We start from the raw sequence: 22,889 nt of genomic DNA, 5'->3' as shown, positions 1-22,889 counted from the left end.
CCGGCCCGTCATGTCTGCTGTCCGGCGGGGCATTCGTCCCGCCATGCCGGCACGCCACCGGGGCATTCGCGTCCGGTGGCTGCGCAGAGCGTAACGCGCGGGCGGCGCACCGGACCGGGCGGCGCACCGACGGTCGTGGCCCACGACACCGCCGAGATGGTGTTGACTTGTCCGGTGGCGACGGGCAGAACGACACAGCGCGACGGAGCACCGGGACATTCCCGGCGCACCCTGCTGCGCGCCGGGGCGCTGGTGGCGCTCGGCGGCGCCGCCGTACCGCTGACCGGTTGTGATCTTTTCGACCGCGGCGACGACAAGCCGCCGCCCCCGGACTCCCTCGAGCCCCTCGCGGCGGAGTCGGCCGCCCTGGAGGGCCGGTACCGAGCCGCCATCGCCGCCACCCCGGCGCTGGCCGACCGGCTCGGCGCGATCGCGGACACCCACCGGGCGCACGCCGAGGAGCTGCGCAAGGTGATCGGCCGCCCGGCCCCGAGCGGCTCGCCCGCCGCCACCCCGACCGCTGCGGCCGGCGACCCCGACGAGCTGCTGGCCGAGCTGCGCCAGGCGGAGCAGCAGGGGCGGGAGAATGCGGCGAAGGCGTGCGCCGCCGCGCCCGCCGAGCGGGCCGCGCTGCTCGGCTCGATCGCCGCCGCCCGCGCGACCCACCTGGAGGCGCTGAAGTGATCCCGCGGACCGCACCGGCCGGCCCGGCCCAGGCCCTCGCCGACGCGCTCGCCGCCGAGTATGCGGCCATCTGGGCGTACGGGGTGATCGGCGTGCACCTCGCCGACGCCGCGCGGAGCGCGGCCCGGGCCGCCGAGGCGGCCCACCGGAGCCGCCGGGACGCCCTCATCCTGCAGTTGAGCGAGAGCGGCGGCCAGGTCCCCGCCGACCGGGCCGGGTACGCCCTGCCGTACCCGGTGACCGACAGGGCGAGCGCGCTCAAGCTGGCGGTGGAGATCGAGGAGCGGACGGCCGGCCACTGGCGCGCGACCCTGCCGCACACCACCGGGACCGACCGCAACCGGGCCCTGACGGCGCTGACCGACTGCGCGGTACGCGCCACCCGCTGGCGGCGCACCGCCGGCGTGACCCCGATCACGGTTCCATTCCCCGGCCGCCCGGACTGAGCGAGACGACGGTCACGCCCCGGATCGCTCCGGTTGCGGGTCGCATACCAGGTATGCATACTCCTCGCCATGTCCATCCGTCACGGCCTGCTCGCGCTGTTGGAGCGCGGCGAGATGTACGGCTACCAACTGCGGGCCGCGTTCGAGGAGTCGACCGGGTCGACCTGGCCGCTGAACATCGGGCAGGTCTACACCACGCTGGCCCGGCTGGAACGCGACGGCCTGGTCCGCTCGCTGCCCGAGAGCGAGAGCGGGCAGCGGCCGTACGAGATCACCGACGCCGGACGGGCGGACCTGGCGCTCTGGTTCGCCACCCCGATCAGCGCCGCCGACCGGCCCCGGGACGAGCTGTCGATCAAGCTGGCCCTGGCCCTCACCACCCCTGGCGTGGACGTCCGCGCGGTGGTGCAGACCCAGCGCAGCGCCACCATGCGGGCGTTGCAGGAGTTGACCCGGTTGAAGTACGCCAGCGACAAGCCGGAGGACCTGGCCTGGCGGCTGGTGCTGGACGCGATGATCTTCCAGGCCGAGGCGGAGATCCGCTGGCTCGACCACTGCGAGACCAGCCTGGTCCGCCATCGTCCTGCCCCGAGCCGGCCGACCGGCCGACCCGAGGCGGTGGACCGGACCGGCGAGGAGGCCCACCGGTGAGCCGCGGCCCGGCCCAGCCCGGCGGGTCGGCGGTGAGCGCGAGGACGCGCATTCCGGGGCGGCTCGGGTGGGACCCGGCCGAGCCGGAATGCGCGCATGAGCCGGTTTTGCGAGCCCCGCAGCCGCGAACGGAGGTGGCACCGTGAGCGAGGTGCTGGAGCTGCGGGACGTGCACCGGACCCACGGCGCCGGTCCGGCCGCCGTGCACGCGCTGCGCGGGGTCAGCCTGACCGTCCGGGCCGGCGAGCTGGTGGCGGTGATGGGCCCGTCGGGCTCCGGCAAGTCGACCCTGCTGGCGCTGGCCGGTGGGCTGGACCGGCCGACCGGCGGCGAGGTGCTGGTCGAGGGGGAACCGCTCGGCGGGCTGGCCGCCCGCGAGCTGGCCCGGCTGCGCCGCCGCCGGATCGGGTACGTCTTCCAGGACCTGAACCTGCTCGGCAGCCTCACCGCGGCGGAGAACGTGGCACTCCCCCTGGAACTCGACGGCGCCGGCGTCCGACAGGCCCGCCGGCTCGCCCTGGCCGCGCTCGCCGAGGTGGAGGTGGCGGGGCTGGCCGACCGGTTCCCGGACCAGATGTCCGGCGGCCAGCAGCAGCGGGTGGCGATCGCCCGGGCGTTGGTCGGCGAGCGCCGGCTGGTCCTCGCCGACGAGCCCACCGGGGCGCTCGACTCGCAGGCCGGGGAGGCCGTGCTGCACCTGCTGCGCCGCCGGGTGGACGCCGGCGCGGCCGGGGTGCTGGTCACCCACGAGGCGCGGCACGCCGGCTGGGCCGACCGGGTGGTGTTCCTCCGGGACGGGGTGCTGGTCGACTCGACCGCCCCGCTGGCCGGCGTCGAGCAGCTGCTCACCGGCAGCGGACGGTGAACCGGGACCGGACCGCCGCCATGCTCGGGTCGTGGCGGACCGCGCTGCGCGTCGCCCGGCGCGAGGCCCGCCGGGCCCGCGGGCGTACGGCGCTCGTGCTCGCCATGATCGCGCTGCCCGTGCTGGCGCTGAGCTTCGCCGCCGCCAGCTACGACATGGCGGAGCTGAGCCGCGCCGAGGAGCTGGACCGCCGGCTCGGCGCGGCCGACGCCGAGCTGCGCTGGACGGCGGTGAACCCGCTGAAACAGGACGCCTGGGGCCAGAACTCCTGGCCGGTCGAGGGTGACCTGGCGCCGCGGACCCACCCGGTGACGGCCGACGAGATCCGCGCCCTGCTGCCCGCCGGCAGCCGGGTCACCCGGCTGCGCCGCTGGGTCCCCTTCGAGGTACGCGTCGACGGCCGCCCCACGGCGTTCGACGCCCGGGCCGTCGACCTCACCGACCCGCTCACCCGCCCGCTGGCCACGCTGCGCGCCGGCCGCCCACCGGCCATCCCGGACGAGCTCGCGGTCAGCCCGGCCGCGCTGCGCGCGCTGGGCGTCCGGCTCGGCGACCCGCTGCGCACGGCCGACGGAACGACGTACACCGTGGTCGGGGTGGTGGAGTTCCCGGACAGCCTGCGGGAGGTGGTCGCGCTGCGGCCGGAGACGCCACCCGGACCGGTCAGCCCGCCGGACGAGAGCTGGCTGGTGGACCTGCCCGGGCCGGTGGACCCGGCGTTGGTCGACCGGCTCAACGAGCGCGGGATCCAGGTGGCCGCCCGGGCCCCGCTGCCCGGCCGGGAGGAGGCGTTCACCGGCCCGGGGCTGCCCGACCCGGAGCAGGCGGGGAACGCGGTACTGGTCGGCGGACTCGGCCTGCTGGAGGTGGTGCTGCTGGTCGGCCCGGCCTTCGCGGTCGGCGTACGCCGGCGACGCCGGGACCTCGCCCTGGTGGCGGTGGCCGGCGGGGACGCCGCGCACCTGCGCCGGATCGTGCTGGCCGACGGGGTGGTGCTCGGCGCCGGCGGGGCGGCGCTGGGGCTGCTGCTCGGCGTGGGCGCCGCGCTCGCCGGCCGGCCGCTGGTCGAGCAGTACGTCGTGGGCGCCCGCTTCGGCGGGTACCGGGTCTTCCCGGCGGCCCTGGCCGCGATTGCCACGGTGGCGGTAATCGCCGGGCTGCTGGCCGCGCTGGCCCCGGCGTGGACCGCGGCCCGGCAGGACGTGGTGGCCGGCCTCAACGGGCGGCGCAACCCGCCCCGGCACCGGCGCCGCTGGCTGGTGCTCGGGGTGCTGCTCACCGCGGCCGGCGCCGCCCTCGCCGGGCTGGGCGCCAACCGGAGCAGCCCGTCCGTGGTGCTGACCGGGCTGATCCTCGGCGAGCTGGGGCTGGTCTTCGGCACCCCGACGCTGATCGGGCTGCTCGCCCGGGCGGGACGGTTGCTGCCGCTGGTGCCCCGGCTCGCGCTGCGCGACGCCAGCCGCAACCGGTCCTCAGCCGCGCCGGCCATCTCCGCGGTGATGGCGGCGGTCGCCGGCAGCGTCGCCCTCGGCGCCTACCTGGCCAGTGGCGAGGCCCGCAGCCGGGCGGAGTGGCAGCCCGGCATCCCGCCGGGTCAGGTGCTGCTGCTGCGCTTAGGCGGTGCGACAGCAGCCACCCTGCCGCCGGTCGCGGAGGTCACCGAGCCGGTCCGGGCCGCGCTGCCGGCCGCCACGGTCGTCCCGATCGCCACCCCGGCCTGCGCGAGACCCGCCAGCGCCGAGGACTACTGCGTCGCGACGGCGGTGCTGCCCCCCGAGCGGCGCTGCCCTTACGAACTGGGAAACGCCATCGTCACCGCCGACCGCGCCCGGGCCGACCCGCGCTGCGTCCGGGCGGTCCGCGAGTCGACCGGCATCTACCTCCCCGTCCTCGTCGACGACGGGCGCGCGCTGCCCGCCCTCACCGGTGCCCCGGCGGAGGAGGTCGCCGCCGCCACCCGGACGCTCGCCGCCGGCGGCGTGGTGGTCACCGACCCCGCGCAGGTGGTCGACGGCCGGGTGACGGTCGCCGTCACCCACGGCGCTGGCGACGTCACGGCGACGGCCAGCACAGACCTGCCCGGCCATCTGCTGCGCGGCGGCCTGCCGGTGGACCGGCTCGTCCTCTCCCCGTCGGCGGCCGCCGCGGTCGGCCTGGTGGCGGAGCCGTTCGGCTACGCGGTCGACGCGGCCGAACCACCCACCGCCGGGCAGCGGGAGCGGCTCTCCGCCGAACTGTCCCGGCTCACCGCGCTGTCGGTGCTGACAGATGATCAGCCCGGGTCAGACCAGCGGTCGCTGCTGCTCCTGCTGGCGATCGGCTCCGGCGTGATCACCCTGGGCGCGGCCGGGGTGGCCACCGGCCTCGCCGCCGCCGAGGCCCGCCGGGACCTGTCCACCCTCGCCGCGGTCGGGGCCGACCCCCGGGTACGCCGGGTGCTGTCGCTCTGTCAGGCCGGGGTGATCGCGGTGCTCGGCTCGGCGCTCGGCATCCTCGCCGGCCTCGGCTCGGCGGCCATCATCCTGCTCTCCCTGAACCAGCGGTACGCGCAGGCCTGGCCGGCACCGACGCCGTACCCGCTGGTGGTGCCGGGGCTGACCCTCGGCGTGCTGGTGGTGGTGCCGCTGGTGGCGATGCTGGGGGCGGCCCTGTTCACCCGGTCCCGGCTGCCCGTGGAACGCCGGCTGGACTGAATCGGGTCCGGCGTGGACAGCCCCAGGCGTGGCTCCCGGGTGGTTCCGGCTCGCCTGGCTAGGGTGGTGGACGGTCGACGTGTGCGGGACCGCCGACGGGCAGCCCGCCCGCGGAACGGAGGTGGCCGTGGACGCCAGCGGGGGCGAACTGGAGACCGACCGATACCTGGACGATCCCAGGTGGCGGGTCGCCGAGCGGGTGAGCGACGCGGCGCTGCGACGGTTCGCGGCCGACATCCTCGCCGTCGCGGTGCACGGCCCCCTCGCGCACGGCGACGAGGACGGCGGCGGGGACGGCGAGGTCGGGCTGCTGCTGGCCACGTACCGGCCGGGCAGCGGGCCGTCGCCGGCCACCCGGCGGGTGGACGGGGTGCTGGTCGACCTCACCGTCGCCGGGGCGGACGACTACCTGGGGCAGGCCCGGACGATCGGTCCGCTCTGGCCGCTCACCGCCGACCGCTACGTCACCACCCGCGCACTGCACGATCCGACCGGCTGGCTGCGTTCGCTGCGCGACGAGCATCTGGCCCGGCTGGCCCGGGCCCGCCCGGCCGAGTTCAGCGCCGCCGCCCGCCAGGCCTGGTACCGGGGCAGCGCGGCGCACGCCCGGGCGCTCCGGCTCGCCGAGTGGTACGAGACCGACCAGGCGTTGCTCATGCTCGGCGAGGCGCGGCTGGCCGCGGCCACGGTGCACGGGCTGCTCAGCCGCACCTACTTCCGGGACCCGGGCGACGCGGTACGGCGTACCGGCCTGGCCGGCGCGGACATGACCGAGGTCGGCGCGGTGCTGGCCCGCCAGGCCGAGGAACTGGCCGCCCGGGGCCGCCCGGTCGACGGCACCGTCGGCGATCTCCTCACCGGCTGACCCGCCCGGGTCAGCCGAGGCCGCCCTGGACGCCGATCAGGGCACCGACCAGATAGGTGGCGCCGGCCGCCAGCGCGCCCAGCAGCAGCTGCCGCAGGCCGCTGGACCACCAGGGACGGTGGGTGAACCGGGCAACGATCGCGCCGGCCACGAAGAGCCCCACCCCGCCGACGCCGAGCGCCAGCCACAGGCTGGTGAAGCCGAGCAGGTAGGTCAGCAGCGGCACCAGCGCGCCGACCGAGAAGCAGAGGAACGACGAGATCGCCGCCGCCCAGGGGCTCGGCTGCTCGTCGGGGTCGACGCCCAGCTCCTCCCGGACGTGCATCCGCAGCGCCTCCTCCGGGTTGCGCCCGACCGCGCTGGCGACCTGCATGGCCAGATCCCGGGGCAGCCCCCGGGCGACCCACGCGTCGGCCAGCTCGCGGGCCTCCGCCTCCGGGTGCCGTTCCAGCTCGCGCCGTTCCTTGGCCACCTCGGCGGCCACCTGCTCGTTGGCCGACCGGACGCTGGTGTACTCCCCCAGCCCCATCGAGATGGCGCCGGCGACCAGGCCGGCGGCGCCGGTGAGGACGATGCTGCGCGGGGAGACCCCACCCCCGCCGACACCGGCGATCAGGGCGATGTTGGTGACCAATCCGTCCATCGCGCCGAACACGGCCGGACGGAGCCAGCCGCCGGACACGTCCGCGTGGTGCGCCTCGCGCAGCGCAGCCGGGGTGTCGGTCACGGCAGGGTGAGGATCTCGTAGCCGTCGTCGGTCACGACGATGGTGTGCTCGAACTGAGCCGTCCACTTGCGATCCTTGGTGACCACCGTCCAGCCGTCGTCCCACATGTCGTACTGGTAGGTGCCGAGGGTGATCATCGGCTCGATGGTGAACGTCATGCCGGGCTCCATCACGTCGGTGGGCCGCGGGCTGTCGTAGTGCGGCACGTAGAGGCCGCTGTGGAAGGATTCCCCGATGCCGTGGCCGGTGAAGTCGCGGACCACGCCGTAGCCGAACCGCTTGGCGTACGACTCGATGACCCGGCCGACCACGTTGATCTGGCGGCCCGGGGCGACCGCCTTGATGCCCCGCATCATCGCCGCGTGGGTCCGCTCGACCAGCAGGCGGGCCTCCTCGCTCACCTCGCCCACGCAGAACGTCGCGTCGGTGTCGCCGTGCACGCCACCGATGAACGCGGTGACGTCGACGTTGATGATGTCGCCGTCCTGCAGCACCGTCGAGTCCGGGATGCCGTGGCAGATCACCTCGTTGAGGCTGGTGCAGCAGGACTTCGGGAAGCCCTTGTAGCCCAGCGTCGACGGGTAGGCGCCGTGGTCGCAGAGGAACTCGTGGACCACCTTGTCGATCTCGTCGGTGGTCACCCCCGGCTTGCAGTGCTCGCCGGCGAGCTGGGTCGCCTGGGCGGCGAGCCGGCCGGCGATCCGCATCTTCTCGATGGTCTCCGGCGTCTGCACGTGCGAACCGCGCCACTCCTGGGGACGCTTCTTACCCACGTACTCGGGGCGCGGGATGTGGGCGGGCACCGCTCGCCACGGGGAGAGCGTGCCTGGGGTCAGCGGCGCACGGACGGTCATGACCACACCCTATCGCCGGCACCGCGGTGAGCCCCGCCACAGGCGGCCGGCCCGGGGTTGTTGCCGGGCCCGGCCCGCTGTGCCATTGTGGCTGCGTGGATCAAGGGAGCGCACCTCCCGTCTTCTCCGCGACCGCGGAGGCCGACGGTGACCGCCTCCGGGTGGTGGTGACCGGCGAGGTCGACATGGCGACCGCCGACACCATGTACCAGACCGCCCTGCGGGCGCCCGCCGCCCACCTCACGCTCGACCTGCGCGGCGTCACCTTCTTCGACTCGGCCGCGATCCAGGCGCTGGTCCGGCTGGCCCAGCGGTTCGCCGGCACGCTGACCGTGCTGCCGTCCCGCCAGGTACGCCGGGTGCTGGAGATCTCCGGCCTCGGCGACCAGGGCTGGCTGGCGCCCGCCTAGCCACGCCCGGCCCACCTCGGACGGCCGTCAGTCCGCCAGCCGGCGGCGCAGCGTCACCTCGGTGCCCGCCCCGGACCGGGTCACGGTCAGCTCACCGAGCGCCTGGATCAGCGCCAGCCCCCGGCCGCGGAAACTCGACCCGGTGGACTCCCGCCACCGCCCGCTGTCCCGCACGGTGGCCGTCACCGTACGGTCCTCGATCATCACCTCGACGCCGATCACCGGCTCGGTCGGCGACACCGGGTGCTCGATGGCGTTCGCGGCGGCCTCGGAGATCGCCACGGTGAGGTCGAACAGGTCGGTCTCGCCGACGTGGTGGGCGACCAGGAAGTCCTCCAGCCGCTTGCGCAGCACGCTGAGCCGGGTCGGTTCGGCGGGCAGCCGCAGCACGAACCGGTTCAGCTCGGTCGCCTCCAGCGCGAGCACGGCCACGTCGTCGTGCCGGGTACGCTCGGCGACCCGCTGGACCACCGCGTCGACCAGATCGGCCACGTGCTCGCCCCGGGTGGTGGCGTCCAGCCGGAGCCGCCCGAGCCCGGCGTCGATGCCGAGCTGCCGGTCCTCGATCAGCCCGTCGGTGTAGAGCAGCAGCCGGCCGCCGGGGGCCAACTGGCCCTCGACGGTCCGGTACTCGGCCTGCGGCATCGCGCCGACCGGCGGCCCGAGGGCCCGGTCGTGCAGGTACGACACGTCGTCCCCGCGGATCACCAGGGGTGCCGGATGACCCGCGCTGGCGTACCGCAGCCGGCCGGTGCGCGGGGAGAACCAGAGGCAGACCACGGTGGCGAAGGAGCCGCCCTCGGTGGAACCGACCAGGCGGTTCAGCCGGGTCAGCGCCTGCCCCGGGCCGTAGCCCTCCAGCACGTACGCCCGCAGCGCGTTGCGGAGCTGGCCCATCGCGGCGGCGGCCCGGACGCCCTTGCCCATCACGTCGCCGATCACCAGCACCAGCTCGTCGTCGGACGTGCCGATCACGTCGTACCAGTCGCCGCCCACCTCGACCTCGGCGCTGCCGGGCAGGTAGCGGCTGGCCACCACCGCGCCCGGCAACTGCGGCAGGGTACGCGGCAGCAGGCTGTGCTGGAGGGTGGTGGCGATCCGGTGCTCGGCCTCGTAGAGCTGGGCGTTCTCCAGCCGTACGCCGATCAGCCGAGCCAGCTCGGTGAGCGCGGCCTGTTCGGTGCCGCCGCCCTCCCGGCGCCACACCCGCAGCTCGCCGAGCCGCACACCGCTGGTGCCGGTCAGCGGCAGGACGGCTGACGGTTCGGTGCTCGTCTCGCCGCCGCCGTCGGCCTCGTACCGGGCGCCGGTGGCGGTGACCGCCACCCGGGCGGCCTCGGCGAGGCTGAGCGCGTGCCGGGCGGCGACCTGCACCACCTCGGCCGTGGAGCGGGCGGTGTTGACCGCCACGGCCGCGTCGGCGAGGGCCCGCAGCCGGCGGATGATCTGCCCACGCAGCTGGCCCAGCTCGACGTTGGCCCGGACCCGGGCGATCAGCTCCTGGCTGGAGAAGGGCTTGGTCAGGTAGTCGTCGGCACCGACCGAGAGCCCGGCGACCTCCTCGGCCGAGCCGGCCCGGGCGGAGAGCAGCACGATCGGCACGTGCCGGGTGACCGGGTTGGCCCGCAACGCGCTGACCAGCCCGTAACCGTCCAGCCGGGGCATCATCACGTCGGCCAGCACCAAGTCGAACGGGGACTCGACGGCCAGTCGCAGCGCCGCCGCGCCGTCCGGGACGGCGACCACCTCGTACGAGGCGGAAAGCAGCCGGCTGACGTGCTCGCGCAGGTCGGCGTTGTCGTCGGCGAGCAGGATCCGGCCTGCCCCGGCGGGCACCTCGGCCAGCTGCGGCGGGCCGGCGGGCACGGTCATCTCGTCGGTCCAGAGTGCGGTCTCGGCGACATGCAGCCGGGCCTGTTCGGGCTCGCCCAGCGGCGCCGTGGCGCGGGCGGCCACCCGGTCGGCGGGCAGGTGGGCGTACCCGAACGGGACGGTCACGGTGAACGTGGTGCCCTGCTCCACGACGCTGTCCGCCTGCACCGTCCCGCCGTGCATCTCCACCAGCTCGCGGACCAGGGCGAGGCCGATGCCGGTGCCCTCGTGGGTGCGGGCGCGCACGCCGGGCACCCGGTGGAACCGCTCGAAGACCTGCGGCAGCTCCTCCGGCGCGATGCCGACGCCGGTGTCGGCCACCGTCAGCACGGCGACGCCGTCGCCGGGGCGGACCCGGACCCGGATCTCACCCTCGAAGGTGAACTTGACCGCGTTGGAGACCAGGTTGAGGACGATCTTCTCCCACATGTCCCGGTCGAGGTGGACCGGCGCGGGCAGCGGCGGGCAGTCCACCACCAGCCGCAGTCCGGCCCGTTCGGTGGCCGAGCGGAAGGTGCTGGCCAGCCGGGAGGTGTAGTCGGCCAGGTCGGTGGGCTGGTAGTGGGCGGTCATCCGGCCGGACTCCAGCCGCGAGAAGTCGAGCACGGTGTTGACCAGTTTGAGCAGCCGCAGCGCGTTGCGGTGCGTCATGCTCAGCCGCTCGGTGTACGCCGCGGGCAGCCCCGGGTCGGCGAGCAGGTCCTCCAGCGGGCCGAGGACCAGGGTGAGCGGGGTGCGGAACTCGTGACTGACGTTGGCGAAGAAGCTGGTCTTGGCGCGGTCCAGCGCAGCCAGCTCGGCGCCTCGGGCCCGCTCCTGCGCGTACGCCCGCTGGTTGCCGAGCGCGCGGGAGATCTGAGCGGCGACCAGGTCAACGAAGTCGCGGTAGTCGTCGCCGAACGGCAGCCGGCGGGCCAGCCCGAGCAGCAGCACGCCGGCCGGCTCGTTGGTGGCGGTGAGCGGCAGCACCAGGGCGTGCTCGGCGGCGTCGGGCGGCACCTCGCCGAGCAGGTCCGCGACGGACACCGCGCGGGCGGCGCCGTCGGCGGCGGGCTCCGGCGGGCCACCGGCGAGGCGGCCCGGGTCGACTCCGGTGTGGCCGGCCAGCGTCGGCGCGCCGTCCCCGTCGGTCACCCAGATCGCGCCGAACGGCACGTCCGGCCGGTGCGCGCCGAGCACCCGGGCGGCGGACCGGCCCAGTTCCGCCGTGCTCTGCACGTCGGCGAGCCGGCTGCCCAGCTCGGCCAGCGCACGCAGCCGGCGCTCGCCGAGCACCCGGCCGGTGGTCTCGTTGACGAAGCAGAAAACGCCGCTGACGGTGCCGTCGGCGTCCCGGATCGGATCGTACGAGACGTCGAAGTACACGTCCTCCAGGAAGCCGTGCCGGTCCAGCACGAAGGGATGGTTCTCACCGCGGTACGGCTCGCCGGTGCGGCGTACCCCCTCCAGCAGCGTTCCGAGGACGTCCCAGGTCTCCACCCAGTGCTCGCGGGCGGGCTGCCCGATCGCCGCCGGATGCTTGTCGCCGATGGTCGGCCGGTAGGCGTCGTTGTAGAAGGCGCGGTGGTCCTCGCCCCAGAACATCGCGATCTGGGCCCGGGACGAGAGCATCATGCTGACGGCGTGCCGGAGCGCCGGAGGCCAGCTGTCCGGGGTGCCGATCGGGCTGCCGGACCACTCGAAGGCACCCAGCCGCGCGCCCATCTCACCGCCCGCGGCGAACGCCGCGGCCAACAGCGGTGGGAACCGCGCCGCGACTGCCCCCGAGGACGCGTGGTCCCGGTCCTCGCCCCCCTGGGCCGAGCCCATGCAGCCTCCCGCTCCGGCCATGTCCACGACGGCCGGCGCAGACTCCGCCGGCCGTCCCCGCCTCCTACCCAGGCGGAGGAGCAAGCTAAACGCAGGCCCGACCCGGGACGCTGGTTACCTACGCCTCATCCTGGCCTAACCAGCGGTCAACGGCGAGTCGGGCCGGACGCGGATCACCCAGGACGACCGGCGGGGTCGGTGATCTGAGTCACATGGACACTGGTTCGCCGGTGGCGGCGCGGACCAGGGCGGCCACCGGCCAGGGATCCTTGTCGTTCTCCGGATGCCACTGCACCCCGAGCAGGAAGCGCCGCCCCGGGTCCTCGACGGCCTCCACGACCCCGTCGTCGGCCCAGCCGGTGGCGGTCAGGCTGCCCGGGTCGGCCACCCCCTGGTGGTGGTACGAGTTGACCCGGTCCACCCCGCCCATCACCGCCGCGGCCAGGCTGCCCGGGGCGAACCGGACCGGATGGACGCCGTACACCCCGGGCGCCGGCCGGTGCCCGTCGTGGCCGACCACGTCCGGCAGGTGCTGGTGCAAGGCGCCGCCGTGGGCGATCGCGAGCAGCTGCATGCCCCGGCACACGCCGAGCACCGGCACGTCGGCGGCGAGTGCGGCGGTCAGCAGGCCCAGCTCGCCGGCGTCCCGGTCCGGCCGGCTCTCGGTACGCGGGTCGGGCGGCTGGCCGTACCGCTCCGGGCCGACGTCCGCGCCGCCGGCCAGCAGCAGCCCGTCGAGGACCCGCAGCACGTCCGCGTCCGCGTCGTCCGGGGGCAGCACCACGGCGCGGCCGCCGGCGGCGGTCACCGCCCGGACGTACGCCTGCGGCACCAGCGCCGCCGGGACGTCCCGCCACACCGCCCAGCCGGCCGGCTCGACGTACGCGGTTATCCCGATGATCGGCCGGCTCACCGGGCCGCCTTTCGTTCGCGACTGCGGGGCTCGCAAACCCGGCTCACTCCTCGCGCTCACAGCGCCACCTTCGTTCGCGACTGCGGGGCTCGCAAACCCGGCTCACTCCTCGCGCTCACACTGGTGTCACGTAGGCGCCGGTGATCCCGCCGTCCACCACGAACTGCGCGGCCGTCATGAACGAGGCGTCGTCGCTGGCCAGGAAGGCCACCGCGGCGGCGATCTCCGTCGGGTCGCCGAACCGGCCCATCGGCACGTGCACCAGCCGGCGGGCCGCCCGCTCCGGATCCTTGGCGAACAGCTCCAGCAGCAGCGGCGTGGCGATCGGGCCGGGGCAGAGCGCGTTGACCCGGATCCCCTCCCGGGCGAACTGCACGCCCAGCTCCCGGGTCATCGCGAGCACCCCGCCCTTGCTCGCGGTGTACGCGATCTGCGAGGTCGCCGCGCCCATCAACGCCACGAACGAGGCGGTGTTGATGATCGAGCCCTTGCCCTGGCGGCGCATGTGCGGGATGACGTACTTGCAGCACAGGTAGACGCTCGTGGTGTTGACCCGCAGCACCCGCTCCCAGGCGTCCAGCCCGGTGTCCAGGATGGAGTCGTCGTCCGGCGGGGAGATGCCGGCGTTGTTGAACGCGACGTCGACCCGGCCGTGCCGCTCGGCCACCCCGTCGAAGAGGTCCCGGACCGACGCCTCGTCGGCCACGTCGCAGGCGACGAACTCGCCGCCCACCTCGTCGGCGGCCCGCTTGCCCGCTTCGGGGTCGATGTCGACGCAGACCACCCGCGCCCCCTCGGCGGCGAACCGCCGCACGGTGGCCAGCCCGATCCCACTGCCCGCTCCGGTCACCACCGCGACCCGGGCCTGAAGCCGTCCCTGCACTGCGGTCACTCCTCTGTCGAGATGAACACGTTCTTGACGTCGGTGAAGGCGTGCAGCGCGTCCGGGCCAAGTTCCCGGCCGAGCCCGGAGCGCTTCATGCCGCCGAACGGGGTCCAGTAGCGGACCGAGGAGTGCGAGTTCACGCTGAGGTTGCCGGACTCCACCGCCCGGGCCACCCGGACCGCCCGGCCCACGTCCCGGGTCCAGATCGACCCGGACAGGCCGTACTCGGTGTCGTTGGCGAGCCGGATCGCGTCCGCCTCGTCGTCGAAGGACAGCACCGAGACCACCGGGCCGAACACCTCCTCGCGCCAGTGCCGGTCGGCCGGGGATTCGGCGAGCAGCACGGTCGGGGCGTACCACCAGCCCGGGCCGTCGGGGCGGGAGCCGGTGAAGGCCACCTTCGCCCCGTCGACGTACCCGGCGACCCGGTCCCGGTGTCCGGCGGAGATCAGCGGCCCCATCGCGGCGCTCTCGGCGGCCGGGTCCTCGACCCGGAACGCGCGCACGGCCGGTTCGAGCAGCTCCAGAAAGCGGTCGTACACCGGGCGCTGGACCAGGATCCGCGAGCGGGCGCAGCAGTCCTGGCCGGCGTTGTCGAAGACCGCGTACGGCGCGGTGGCCGCCGCCTTCTCGATGTCGGCGTCGGCGAAGACCAGGTTGGCGGACTTCCCGCCCAGCTCCAGCGTCACCCGCTTCACCTGGGCGGCACAGCCGGCCATGATCCGGGTACCGACCTCGGTGGAGCCGGTGAAGCAGACCTTGCGCACCGCCGGATGGGTGACGAACCGCTCGCCCACCACACTCCCCTGACCGGGCAGAACGGTGAACACACCCGCCGGGAGCCCGGCCTCCAGCGCGAGGTCGGCCAGGCGCAGCGCGGTGAGCGGGGTCAGCTCGGCCGGCTTGAGCACGACCGTGTTGCCGGCGGCGAGAGCCGGCGCGAAGCCCCAGCCGGCGATCGGCATCGGGAAGTTCCACGGCACGATCACGCCGACCACGCCGAGCGGTTCGTGGAAGGTGACGTCCAACCCGCCGGGCACCGGGATCTGCCGCCCGGTCAGCCGCTCCGGCGCGCCGGCGTAGTAGTCGAGGACGTCCCGGACGTTGGCCGCCTCCCAGCGGGCGTTGCCGATGGTGTGGCCCGCGTTGCGGACCTCCAGCGACGCCAGCTCCGCCAGGTGCGCGTCCACCACCGCGGCGAACCGCCGCAGCAGCCGCGCCCGGTCGCCGGGCGCCACCGCCCGCCACGACTCGTACGCCCGGGCCGCCCGGGCGATCGCCGCGTCGGTCTCGGCCGGCGAGGTGGCCGGCACCTCGCGCAGCACCGCCCCGGTCGCCGGGTTCCGCACCTCGGTCAACGTGCCCTCCTCCTGGACGTCCGGCCGGTCATAGCCGTTCGAAGCCACGGACCAGTTCCCAGTCGGTCACGGCGGCGTCGAAGGCGGTCAGCTCGACCCGGGCCTGGTTGGCGTAGTGGGCGACCACCTCGGTGCCGAAGGCGTCCCGGGCCACCTCGGAGGACTCCCAGAGGACGAGCGCGTCGCGCAGCGTCCCCGGCACCCGTGCCGCGGTCCCGTCGTCGTACGCGTTGCCGGTGCACTCCTCGCCCAACTCCAGCTCCCGCTCGATGCCGTAGACCGCGCCGGCCACCAGTGCGGCGATCGCCAGGTACGGGTTGACGTCCGCGCCGGGCACCCGGTTCTCCACCCGCATGCCCTGGCCGTGCCCGACCAGCCGCAGCGCGCAGGTGCGGTTGTCGGTGCCCCAGCGCAGCGCGGTCGGGGCGAAGGAGCCCGGCTGGTAGCGCTTGTAGGAGTTGACGTTGGGGGCGAAGAAGAGGCTGAACTCCCGCATCGTGGCGAGCAGCCCGGCCAGCACCCGCCGCCCGGTCACGCTGAGGTGCGCCGGCCCGTCCCCGAGCAGCGCCGAGCGGCCGGCGGCGTCGCGCAGCGAGAAGTGGACGTGGCAGGAGTTGCCCTCCCGCGCGTTCGGCTTCGCCATGAAGGTGATCGACATGCCCTCCTGGGCGGCGATCTCCTTCGCCCCGTTCTTGTAGATGACGTGGTGGTCGGCGCAGGCCAGCGCCTCGTCGTAGCGGAAGGCGATCTCGTGCTGGCCGAGGTTGCACTCGCCCTTGGCGCTCTCCGGGGTCAGTCCCGCCCCGGCCATCTCGGTGCGGATCCGGCGCAGCAGCGGCTCCACCCGGGCGGTGCCGAGCAGCGAGTAGTCCACGTTGTACTGGTTGGCCGGGGTCAGGTCGCGGTAGCCGCGCCGCCACGCCGCCTCGTACGAGTCCCGGAACAGCACGAACTCCAGCTCGGTCCCGGCGTACGCGGTCAGCCCGTGCCCGGCCAGCCGGTCGAGCTGCCGGCGCAGGATCTGCCGGGGCGAGGCGACCACCGGGCCGGTGCCGTCCAGCCACTCCAGGTCGGCCAGGAGCAGGGCGCTGCCCGGCTGCCACGGCATCCGGCGCAGGGTGTCCAGGTCGGGCTTCAGCGCGAAGTCGCCGTAGCCGCGTTCCCAGCTGGACATCGCGTACCCGTCGACGGTGTTCATGTCGACGTCGACGGCGAGCAGGTAGTTGCAGCCCTCGCTGCCGTCCGCGACCACCTGGTCGAGAAAGTAGGGGGCGTGGAAGCGTTTGCCCTGCAGCCGGCCCTGCATGTCGGCCAGGGCCAGCACCACCGTGTCGAGCTCGCCATCGGCGACCGCGACCCGGAGTTGTTCCAGCGTGAGCGGGGCTTTCCTCATCGGCGCGCCTCCATGAGAAAGGTCTACTACCGAACCTTTGAATCCGTCAATGGGCGGCTCTCACTTACCCGAGCAGACCGCGCAGCAACTCCGCCGTGGCGTCGCAGTGTTCCTCCATCACCACCCGGGCGCCATTCGGGTCGCCCGCCAGGATCGCGTCGACGATCCGGGTGTGCTGGACGTCGGAGTGGTCGAGGTTTCGGGGGATCACCGGGATCGCGGCGAGGAGCCGGTCGAGGGTCAACTGCACGTCGGCGACGGCCGCGGCCAGCGACGGGGAGCCGCCGGCCGCGGCGATCGCCAGGTGCAACCGGGAGTCCGCGACCCGCCGGTGGACCGGGTCGCGGTCGCGGGAGGCGGTCAGGGCGGCGACCAGGTGCTGCCGCTCGACCGCCGGCAGGCTGCGGTTGGCGGCCAGGCCCGCGGCACCCGACTCCAGCACCCGCCGGAAGTCGAGCGCGTCGGGCAGCCGGTCGCCCATCTCGCGGGCCAACTCCCCCGCGTCCGGACGCCCGTCGCCGGCACCGGGTACGGGCAGCGCCGAGCGGACGAAGGTCCCACCGGTACGCCCGCGGCGGGACTCGAGATAGCCGGCCTCGCGCAGCGCCGCTATCGCCTCCCGCAGGGTCACCCGGCTGACCTGCAGCCGCTCGGCCAGCTCCCGCTCGGCGGGCAGCCGCTCGCCGACCCGGACCAGGCCCAGCTTGATCGCCTGGACGAGCCGGGCGACGGTGATCTCGAAGGCGTTGCCGCCGCGCACCGGGCGCCACACCGGAAAGGCCGGTACGGCTTCCGGAGTCGATGTCCCGGCACCGCCCGGCCCCCCGGCGGCGGTGCCCCCCGGCTCGGCAGTCCCGGCATCGATCGGCATCGCCGCCCCTTCCCCTTGACGCGGGTGGCGGGCACCCACCGAGCACCCGCCACCCGGGCAACCTACTCGGTGGCCGACTCGGTGCTCGGCTCGGTGACGGGCTCGGCGCCCGTCGCCGGCCTGGGGATCACCGGATCGGCCACGTTGTGGCGAGGGCCGGTGAACCAGCGCCGGGCGCTGAGCACCCACCAGAGCCAGGCACCGCCGAGCACGACGCCGACCGCGACGATCGTGTAGTTGAACGTGCTGGCGGTGACGGGGCTGCTGGTGGGCAGCACGAACAGGACGCAGATGACCGCGACCCAGACGATGGCGATCCACCCGACCGGCGCGCTCCACCGACCCAGGTTCCACGGGCCGATCCGGAAGTCCGTCGTGCGCCGGCGCAGGAAGACCGGGGCCACGTACGCGATGTAGAGGCCGATCACCGCGATGGACGTGGCGGCGAGGTAGGCGGTGGTGTTCCAGAGCGACGGCAGGACGAGCAGGGTGGAGCAGGTGACGCAGAGCCAGATCGAGTTGGTCGGGGTGCCCGTGCGCTGGTTGACCCGCTTCCAGATCCCGGAGCCGGGCAACGCCCCGTCCCGGCTGAACGCGTAGGCCATCCGGGAGTTCGCCGTCACCGATGCCATGCCGCAGAAGAACTGGGCGACCACGCAGATGAAGAGCAGGAACGTGCCGAGGTCCTGCCCCACCGCGTCGATGAAGATCTGCGCCGGGGGCAGGCCCAGCGCGGTCGTCCGCTCGGCCTCGTAGTCCTGGATGGACCAGGTGATGGCGAACAGGAGCACGAAGCCCGCGAGGACCGAGACCACGACCGACATCACGATGCCGCGGGGCGCGGAGCGGGCGGCGTCGTGGGTCTCCTCCGCCACGTGGGCGCTGGCGTCGTACCCGGTGTAGGTGTACTGCGCCATCAGGAGTCCGATGAGCACCGCGTAGCCGGCCGCGCCGGCGAAGGTGAAGCCGGTCTCGTTGCGCACCTCCAGGAAGACCTCGGAGATGGGCTTGTGCTGGTCCGGCACGAACGCGAGGGCGATCACGATGACCGCGACGCCGGCGAGGTGCCACCAGGCGCTGATGTCCGAGAGCAGCCGCACGAGGTTGACGCCGAAGGTGTTGAGCAGGCCGTGCGCGATGATGATCACCAGGAAGATGAGGAAGGTGCGTCCCGCGGTCACCTCCATGTCGAAGGCGAGACTCAGGAAGGCGGAGGTGGTGATGGCCGCACCGAAGTCGATCGCGGCGGTCACCGCCACCTCGCCGAGGAAGTTGAACCAGCCGACGAACCAGGCCCAGACCGCCTTGTTCCGCTTGGCGAGCGCGGCGGCCCACCAGTAGAGGGCCCCGGCGGTGGGATAGACCGAGCAGATCTCGGCCATGGCCAGCGCGACGAAGATCACCATGACGCCGACGAAGAGCCAGCCCAGGGTGATCGCCAGCGGGCCGCCCGCCGTCATCGCGATGCCGTACGACGTGATCGCGCCGGCCAGGATCGAGATGATGGAGAACGAGACCGCGAAGTTGGAGAAGCCGGACAGCTTTCGGCGCAGCTCCTGTTTGTATCCCAGCTGCGCGAGCCGTTCCTCGTCCGAGACCGGGGAAGGCGGGGGTACTCCGTCCTCAATCGTTGAGCTCATCGGTGTCTCCCTTGGACGGGGGTGAAGACTGTGACCTGCGTCACCGCCTGACGGGATGATGAGCCTCCACCCGCAACCAGGTCAATGGAGATCGACCGAAAATTCAGCCAGGACCAGACCATTAATCGATGCCCCCAGCCCGAGGCGCGCGAAATGCGTTGCCGCCCGGGGGCGCCGACGGCATCCTTGAGCCAGTGACCAGGCCCGATCGCGACGGGCCCAACGCCGGGCGCTCGGCAACGCCCGGACCGCGACGGCGCGCGGCGTCCACCTCTCTCTCACTGATGTACGGCGGTTCGCCGTACCCCCGGACGCCCGCGCCGTCGCACCCGGCCTGCCCGCCGTGAATACCAGCCCGGATCGGCGACGTCGACCGGCCCGGCCGATCAGGCGAACAGCAGCCCGGCGACCCAGAGCGCCGCGATGACCAGCCCGGACAGGAACTCGATCAGCATGGACAGCCCGGCGGCCTTGAGCGCCTGCACGGTGGCCGGCCAGGCGAGCTGGTTGCTGCCCAGTCGCAGCCGCTCGGCGCCCCAGACCCCGCCCACGAAGCCGATCGGCAGGCCGACCACCGGAATCACGAAGAACCCGACCAGCCCGAGCAGGCCCCCGGCCAGCAGGGACGAGGTGGGCACCCCGGTCCGCTTCAGGTTCCGCCCCGGCCAGAGATACTTGACGACCCCACCGCCGACGGCGACCACGGTGGCGGCGGCGAGCACCGCCCAGCGGCCCGGGCCGGCGTCGCCGAAGAGCGCCCACACCAGCACCCCGCCCCAGCACAGCGGCAGCGCCGGCAGCCCGGGCACCACCACCCCGGCCAGCCCGGCCAGGATCGCCAGGCCGGCCAGCACCGAGACCAACGCCTGCGTGTCGGTCAGGTCCACGCCGCCTCCCTCGCTCCGCCGGCGGGCCCGACCGGCGGCGAGCCGGTCACGCCGCCTCCTCCTCACCGGCCAGCCGGCGGCGGATGTGCTCGGCCGGGACCGGCGCGCCGAACCAGCGGCCCTGCCCGTTGTCGCAGCGCAGCGCCCGCAGCCGCTCCGCCTGCGCCTCCGTCTCCACCGCCTCGGCGGTCACCCAGAGTTCCACCGCGTGGGCCAGCCGGACCAACGCGTCGACGATCCGCTCGTCCCGGTGGTCGGCGGCGGCGTCGGCCCCGTCGGCCCGGATCCCCTCCACGAACGGGCCGGCCAGCTTCAGGCAGTGGATCGGCAGCCGCCGCAGGTACGCCAGGTTCGAGTACCCGGTGCCGAAGTCGTCGATGGCCAGCCGTACGCCGAGGTCGGCGAGCTGGTGCAGGGCGCGCAGCGGCTCGCCGCCACTGCCCATCACGGCGCTCTCGGTCAGCTCCAGCTGCAGCAGCTCGGCGGGGAGCCCGGTGTGCTGCAGGGCCTCGGCGACGGTCTCCACGATCGCCGGATCGTCGGCCTGCCGGGCGGCCAGGTTGACGCTGACCACCAGCCGCGCGTCCGGATACGCCCGCCGCCAGCCCTCCGCGTCCCGGCACGCCTGCCTCAGCACCCAGGCGCCCAGGCGCACGATCAGGCCGGTCTCCTCGGCCAGCCCGATGAACCGGTCCGGGCCGATCAGCCCCAGCTCCGGGTGCTGCCAGCGGACCAACGCCTCCACCGCCACCATGGACCCGTCGAGCAGCGACACGATGGGCTGGTAGTGCAGCACGAACTCGCCCCGGTCCAGGGCGGCGGGCAGGCTCGCGGCCAGCGCCGAGCGGGCGATGTCCGCGGCGCTGCGCTCCGGGTCGTAGACCGCCCAGCGGCCCCGCCCCTCGGCCTTGGCCCAGTAGAGGGTGGTGTCGGCCGCCTTCATCAGCTCGGAGACGCTGGTCTCCTCGACCGGGCACTCGACGATGCCGATGCTGGCCGAGACGGCGAGCTGCTGGGTCCCGACCTGGACCGGGGCGGACACCGCGGCCAGGGCCAGTTCGGCCACCTCCACCGCATCGTCGAGGCCGCCGCCGGAGTCGACCAGGATGACGAACTCGTCGCCGCCCATCCGGGCCACCAGGTGGCCGCGGCCGGCCACGCAGTCGGACAGCCGCCAGGCGATGACCTTGAGCAGCCGGTCACCGAGGTCGTGGCCGAGGCTGTCGTTGATCGCCTTGAAGCCGTCCAGGTCGAGGAAGCAGAGCCCGACCCGCTCCTCCGGGCCGGCCCGGTCGAAGACCTCACCCAACCGCTCGAAGAAGAGCGTGCGGTTGGGCAGGCCGGTGAGCGGGTCGTGCAGCGCCTGGAAACGCAGCCGCTGCTGGAGCTCGTGCCGCTCGGTGATGTCCTCGATCATGGCGACGGTGAACCGGGGGCGGCCGTCGTCGTACCGGATCAGGGAGACGGCCAGGTCGGTCCAGACGACGCTGCCGTCCTTGCGGTGGTAGCGCTTCTCCACCCGGGCGCTGTCCCGCTTCCCCTCGATCAGCTCCTGGTATAGCTCCCACATGCCGGCCGCGTCGTCGGCGTGGAAGAGCGCGGCCACGTTGATCTGGCGCAGCTCGGCGACGGAGTAGCCGAGCATGTCCGCGAACGACTCGTTGACGTCGATGATCCGCCCGTCCACCCCGGCGATGCCGATTCCGATGGCCGCGCCGACGAAGACCGTGCGGAACCGGGCCTCGCTGTCCCGCAGGGCCTGTTCCACCGCGTCCCGGGCCTGCCAGGCCGAGCGGGCGATCCGCTCCTGCTGGTAGAAGGTGCGGTCGCGCAGCGCCCGAGCGAAGCCGGCGGCGAGCGCACCCTGCAACGCGGCGACCCGGTCCCGTGCCTCGGGCAGCTCGGCGCGGGCCGGCAGCACCGAGGGCAGGAACCGGTCACCGAGGGCGCGGACCGACCAGTCCAGCACCCCCGGCTCGGTGAAGTGCGCCTCCACCAGGGCCCGCCCCACCTCCTCCCCCGCCTCGGCGGAGAAGGTCGGGGCGCGCAGCGCCCGGCCCAGGCGTACGGCATGCGCCAGCAGCAGGCGCTCGGTCTCGGCCGCGCTCATCGGCACGAACCCGAGCCGCCGCACCGCCCGGGCCCACTCGGCGGCGTACGCGGCGGCACCCGGCCGGCTGAGGTCGTCCCCGTCGGGGGCGCTCATGTCGGCTCAGCCGGCGGGCCGGTCGTACCGGGCGACGCCGCCGAACGCCCCGAACCGCTCGGGGTGCTCGTCCACGTCGGACGGCGAGTCGGGTCGCCACAGCGGCATGTGCACCACGCCCGGCTCAAGGATGGTCCAGTCGCCGAAGAAGTCGGTGACCTCGGCCCGCGAGCGGAGCGTGATCTCGGTGGCGGTACGCGCCGACAACCGCTGCGCGTCGAGCATCTCCTGCGGCTGGTCCTCGAAGGTGGAGTGGGAGATGACCAGGTAGCTGCCCGGTGCGGCGGCAGCCCGCAGGGTGGCCAGGATGTCGGCGGGCCGGTCGGCGTCGTGGATGAAGTGGACCACCCCGGCGAGCAGGATGCCGAGCGGACGGTCGAAGTCGATCAGCGTGCTGGACCGGGCCTCGTCCAGGATCCGCTTCGGGTCGCGCAGGTCGGCCCGGACGGCGACCGCCCGATCGTTGCCGGCCAGCAGTTCCTGGCTGTGTGCCACGGCGACCGGGTCGATGTCGACGTAGACGATCCGGGCCTCGGGGTTGGCCGCCTGGGCGACCTCGTGCACGTTGCCGACGGTGGGGATGCCCGACCCGATGTCGAGGAACTGGTCGATGCCGGCGTCGAGCAGCACCCGGACCGCCCGGCGCAGGAACTCCCGGCCCGCGCGCATGGTGGCGGGCAGGTGCGGGGTCATGCCGGCGATCTGCTCGGCGAGTTGCCGGTCGATCTCGAAGTTGTGCGCGCCACCGAGGAAGTAGTCGTAGACCCGGGCCGCGCTGGGCCGGGTCAGGTCGATCTCGGCGGGTGGTCCGTCCGGCGTCTGCATCGCTCGGCCCCCCAGGTCGTCTCCGCGTGTGCGG

The 22,889-nt window shown here is 74.2% G+C and carries 19 protein-coding genes; 7 read left to right on the top strand and 12 right to left on the bottom strand.

The window, feature by feature from the left end; genetic code table 11:
- Window positions 1–231 precede the first annotated feature (231 nt).
- The 6 genes from A6A27_RS02015 to A6A27_RS01990 all read left to right on the top strand — a co-directional run bounded on the left by A6A27_RS02015 (window position 232) and on the right by A6A27_RS01990 (window position 6,204).
- Entirely contained in the window at window positions 232–684 is a 453-nt protein-coding gene (locus A6A27_RS02015; RefSeq protein ID WP_198940159.1) for a hypothetical protein, read from the top strand.
- Window positions 681–1,130: a ferritin-like domain-containing protein gene (locus A6A27_RS02010; RefSeq protein WP_073832579.1), complete on the top strand. Its 450-nt coding sequence runs from the start codon at window positions 681–683 to the stop codon at window positions 1,128–1,130. The genes A6A27_RS02015 and A6A27_RS02010 overlap by 4 nt, the downstream gene beginning before the upstream one ends.
- Before the next feature lie 69 nt (window positions 1,131–1,199).
- Entirely contained in the window at window positions 1,200–1,781 is a 582-nt protein-coding gene (locus tag A6A27_RS02005; RefSeq protein WP_073832578.1) for a PadR family transcriptional regulator, read from the top strand.
- Window positions 1,782–1,923: 142 nt separating this feature from the next.
- Window positions 1,924–2,646, top strand: coding sequence for an ABC transporter ATP-binding protein (locus A6A27_RS02000; RefSeq protein ID WP_073832577.1), 723 nt, complete (start codon window positions 1,924–1,926; stop codon window positions 2,644–2,646).
- Window positions 2,643–5,339 carry an FtsX-like permease family protein gene (locus A6A27_RS01995; protein WP_143193819.1) on the top strand — a complete coding sequence of 899 codons (2,697 nt, stop codon included), beginning with the start codon at window positions 2,643–2,645 and terminating at the stop codon, window positions 5,337–5,339. The genes A6A27_RS02000 and A6A27_RS01995 overlap by 4 nt, the downstream gene beginning before the upstream one ends.
- Before the next feature lie 148 nt (window positions 5,340–5,487).
- Window positions 5,488–6,204 carry a nucleotidyltransferase domain-containing protein gene (locus A6A27_RS01990; protein ID WP_198940158.1) on the top strand — a complete coding sequence of 239 codons (717 nt, stop codon included), beginning with the start codon at window positions 5,488–5,490 and terminating at the stop codon, window positions 6,202–6,204.
- 10 nt (window positions 6,205–6,214) lie between these two features.
- On the opposite strand, the gene A6A27_RS01985 is transcribed toward A6A27_RS01990, so the two are convergent.
- Both A6A27_RS01985 and map read right to left on the bottom strand, forming a co-directional pair.
- On the bottom strand, window positions 6,215–6,931 hold the full coding sequence (locus tag A6A27_RS01985) for a VIT1/CCC1 transporter family protein (RefSeq protein WP_073832576.1): 717 nt from the start codon (window positions 6,929–6,931) through the stop codon (window positions 6,215–6,217).
- Window positions 6,928–7,785 (bottom strand): type I methionyl aminopeptidase, encoded by an 858-nt coding sequence (gene map, locus A6A27_RS01980; protein ID WP_073832715.1) that lies wholly within the window; start codon window positions 7,783–7,785, stop codon window positions 6,928–6,930. Before map ends, A6A27_RS01985 begins: the two co-directional genes overlap by 4 nt.
- Window positions 7,786–7,880: 95 nt before the next feature.
- Here map and A6A27_RS01975 point away from each other — a divergent pair, with 95 nt between their 5' ends.
- The gene (locus A6A27_RS01975) at window positions 7,881–8,195 is read left to right on the top strand and encodes an STAS domain-containing protein (protein ID WP_198940148.1); all 315 of its coding nucleotides are present in this window, start codon (window positions 7,881–7,883) and stop codon (window positions 8,193–8,195) included.
- Window positions 8,196–8,222: 27 nt separating this feature from the next.
- On the opposite strand, the gene A6A27_RS01970 is transcribed toward A6A27_RS01975, so the two are convergent.
- From A6A27_RS01970 to A6A27_RS01925, 10 genes are all read right to left on the bottom strand, one after another.
- Entirely contained in the window at window positions 8,223–11,876 is a 3,654-nt protein-coding gene (locus A6A27_RS01970) for a SpoIIE family protein phosphatase (RefSeq protein WP_073832575.1), read from the bottom strand.
- 208 nt (window positions 11,877–12,084) lie between these two features.
- A complete protein-coding gene (locus tag A6A27_RS01965) occupies window positions 12,085–12,789 on the bottom strand; it encodes a gamma-glutamyl-gamma-aminobutyrate hydrolase family protein (protein WP_073832574.1) in 705 nt (234 codons plus the stop codon).
- Window positions 12,790–12,904: 115 nt separating this feature from the next.
- Entirely contained in the window at window positions 12,905–13,672 is a 768-nt protein-coding gene (locus tag A6A27_RS01960) for a 3-oxoacyl-ACP reductase (protein WP_073832573.1), read from the bottom strand.
- A 5-nt stretch (window positions 13,673–13,677) separates the two neighbouring features.
- Window positions 13,678–15,033, bottom strand: a complete 1,356-nt coding sequence (locus A6A27_RS01955; protein ID WP_073832713.1) for an aldehyde dehydrogenase family protein — start codon at window positions 15,031–15,033, stop codon at window positions 13,678–13,680.
- A gap of 28 nt (window positions 15,034–15,061) precedes the next feature.
- Complete coding sequence (locus A6A27_RS01950; RefSeq protein WP_073832572.1) at window positions 15,062–16,426, bottom strand: glutamine synthetase family protein; 1,365 nt, start codon at window positions 16,424–16,426, stop codon at window positions 15,062–15,064.
- A gap of 64 nt (window positions 16,427–16,490) precedes the next feature.
- Window positions 16,491–17,297: a FadR/GntR family transcriptional regulator gene (locus tag A6A27_RS01945; RefSeq protein WP_083672369.1), complete on the bottom strand. Its 807-nt coding sequence runs from the start codon at window positions 17,295–17,297 to the stop codon at window positions 16,491–16,493.
- 62 nt (window positions 17,298–17,359) lie between these two features.
- Window positions 17,360–18,937, bottom strand: a complete 1,578-nt coding sequence (locus tag A6A27_RS01940; RefSeq protein WP_073832570.1) for an amino acid permease — start codon at window positions 18,935–18,937, stop codon at window positions 17,360–17,362.
- A gap of 386 nt (window positions 18,938–19,323) precedes the next feature.
- The gene (locus tag A6A27_RS01935) at window positions 19,324–19,824 is read right to left on the bottom strand and encodes a DUF456 domain-containing protein (protein ID WP_073832569.1); all 501 of its coding nucleotides are present in this window, start codon (window positions 19,822–19,824) and stop codon (window positions 19,324–19,326) included.
- 46 nt (window positions 19,825–19,870) lie between these two features.
- Window positions 19,871–22,030, bottom strand: coding sequence for a putative bifunctional diguanylate cyclase/phosphodiesterase (locus tag A6A27_RS01930; RefSeq protein WP_073832568.1), 2,160 nt, complete (start codon window positions 22,028–22,030; stop codon window positions 19,871–19,873).
- A 6-nt stretch (window positions 22,031–22,036) separates the two neighbouring features.
- On the bottom strand, window positions 22,037–22,855 hold the full coding sequence (locus tag A6A27_RS01925; protein WP_073832567.1) for an SAM-dependent methyltransferase: 819 nt from the start codon (window positions 22,853–22,855) through the stop codon (window positions 22,037–22,039).
- Window positions 22,856–22,889: the final 34 nt, after the last annotated feature.

It is taken from the genome of Micromonospora sp. CB01531, assembly GCF_001905095.1.
Taxonomy (GTDB): domain Bacteria; phylum Actinomycetota; class Actinomycetes; order Mycobacteriales; family Micromonosporaceae; genus Micromonospora.
The sequence above is the reverse complement of the archived record's forward strand: the minus strand, read 5'-3'. Positions and strand labels throughout refer to the sequence as shown.

Coding starts and splice junctions, on each gene's coding strand:
- A6A27_RS02005 (WP_073832578.1), top strand. CDS start 1,200: ATGTCCATCCGTCACGGCCTGCTCGCGCTGTTGGAGCGCGGCGAGATG.
- map (WP_073832715.1), bottom strand. CDS start 7,785: ATGACCGTCCGTGCGCCGCTGACCCCAGGCACGCTCTCCCCGTGGCGA.
- A6A27_RS01970 (WP_073832575.1), bottom strand. CDS start 11,876: ATGGGCTCGGCCCAGGGGGGCGAGGACCGGGACCACGCGTCCTCGGGG.
- A6A27_RS01950 (WP_073832572.1), bottom strand. CDS start 16,426: ATGAGGAAAGCCCCGCTCACGCTGGAACAACTCCGGGTCGCGGTCGCC.
- A6A27_RS01945 (WP_083672369.1), bottom strand. CDS start 17,297: ATGCCGATCGATGCCGGGACTGCCGAGCCGGGGGGCACCGCCGCCGGG.
- A6A27_RS01940 (WP_073832570.1), bottom strand. CDS start 18,937: ATGAGCTCAACGATTGAGGACGGAGTACCCCCGCCTTCCCCGGTCTCG.
- A6A27_RS01930 (WP_073832568.1), bottom strand. CDS start 22,030: ATGAGCGCCCCCGACGGGGACGACCTCAGCCGGCCGGGTGCCGCCGCG.
- A6A27_RS01925 (WP_073832567.1), bottom strand. CDS start 22,855: ATGCAGACGCCGGACGGACCACCCGCCGAGATCGACCTGACCCGGCCC.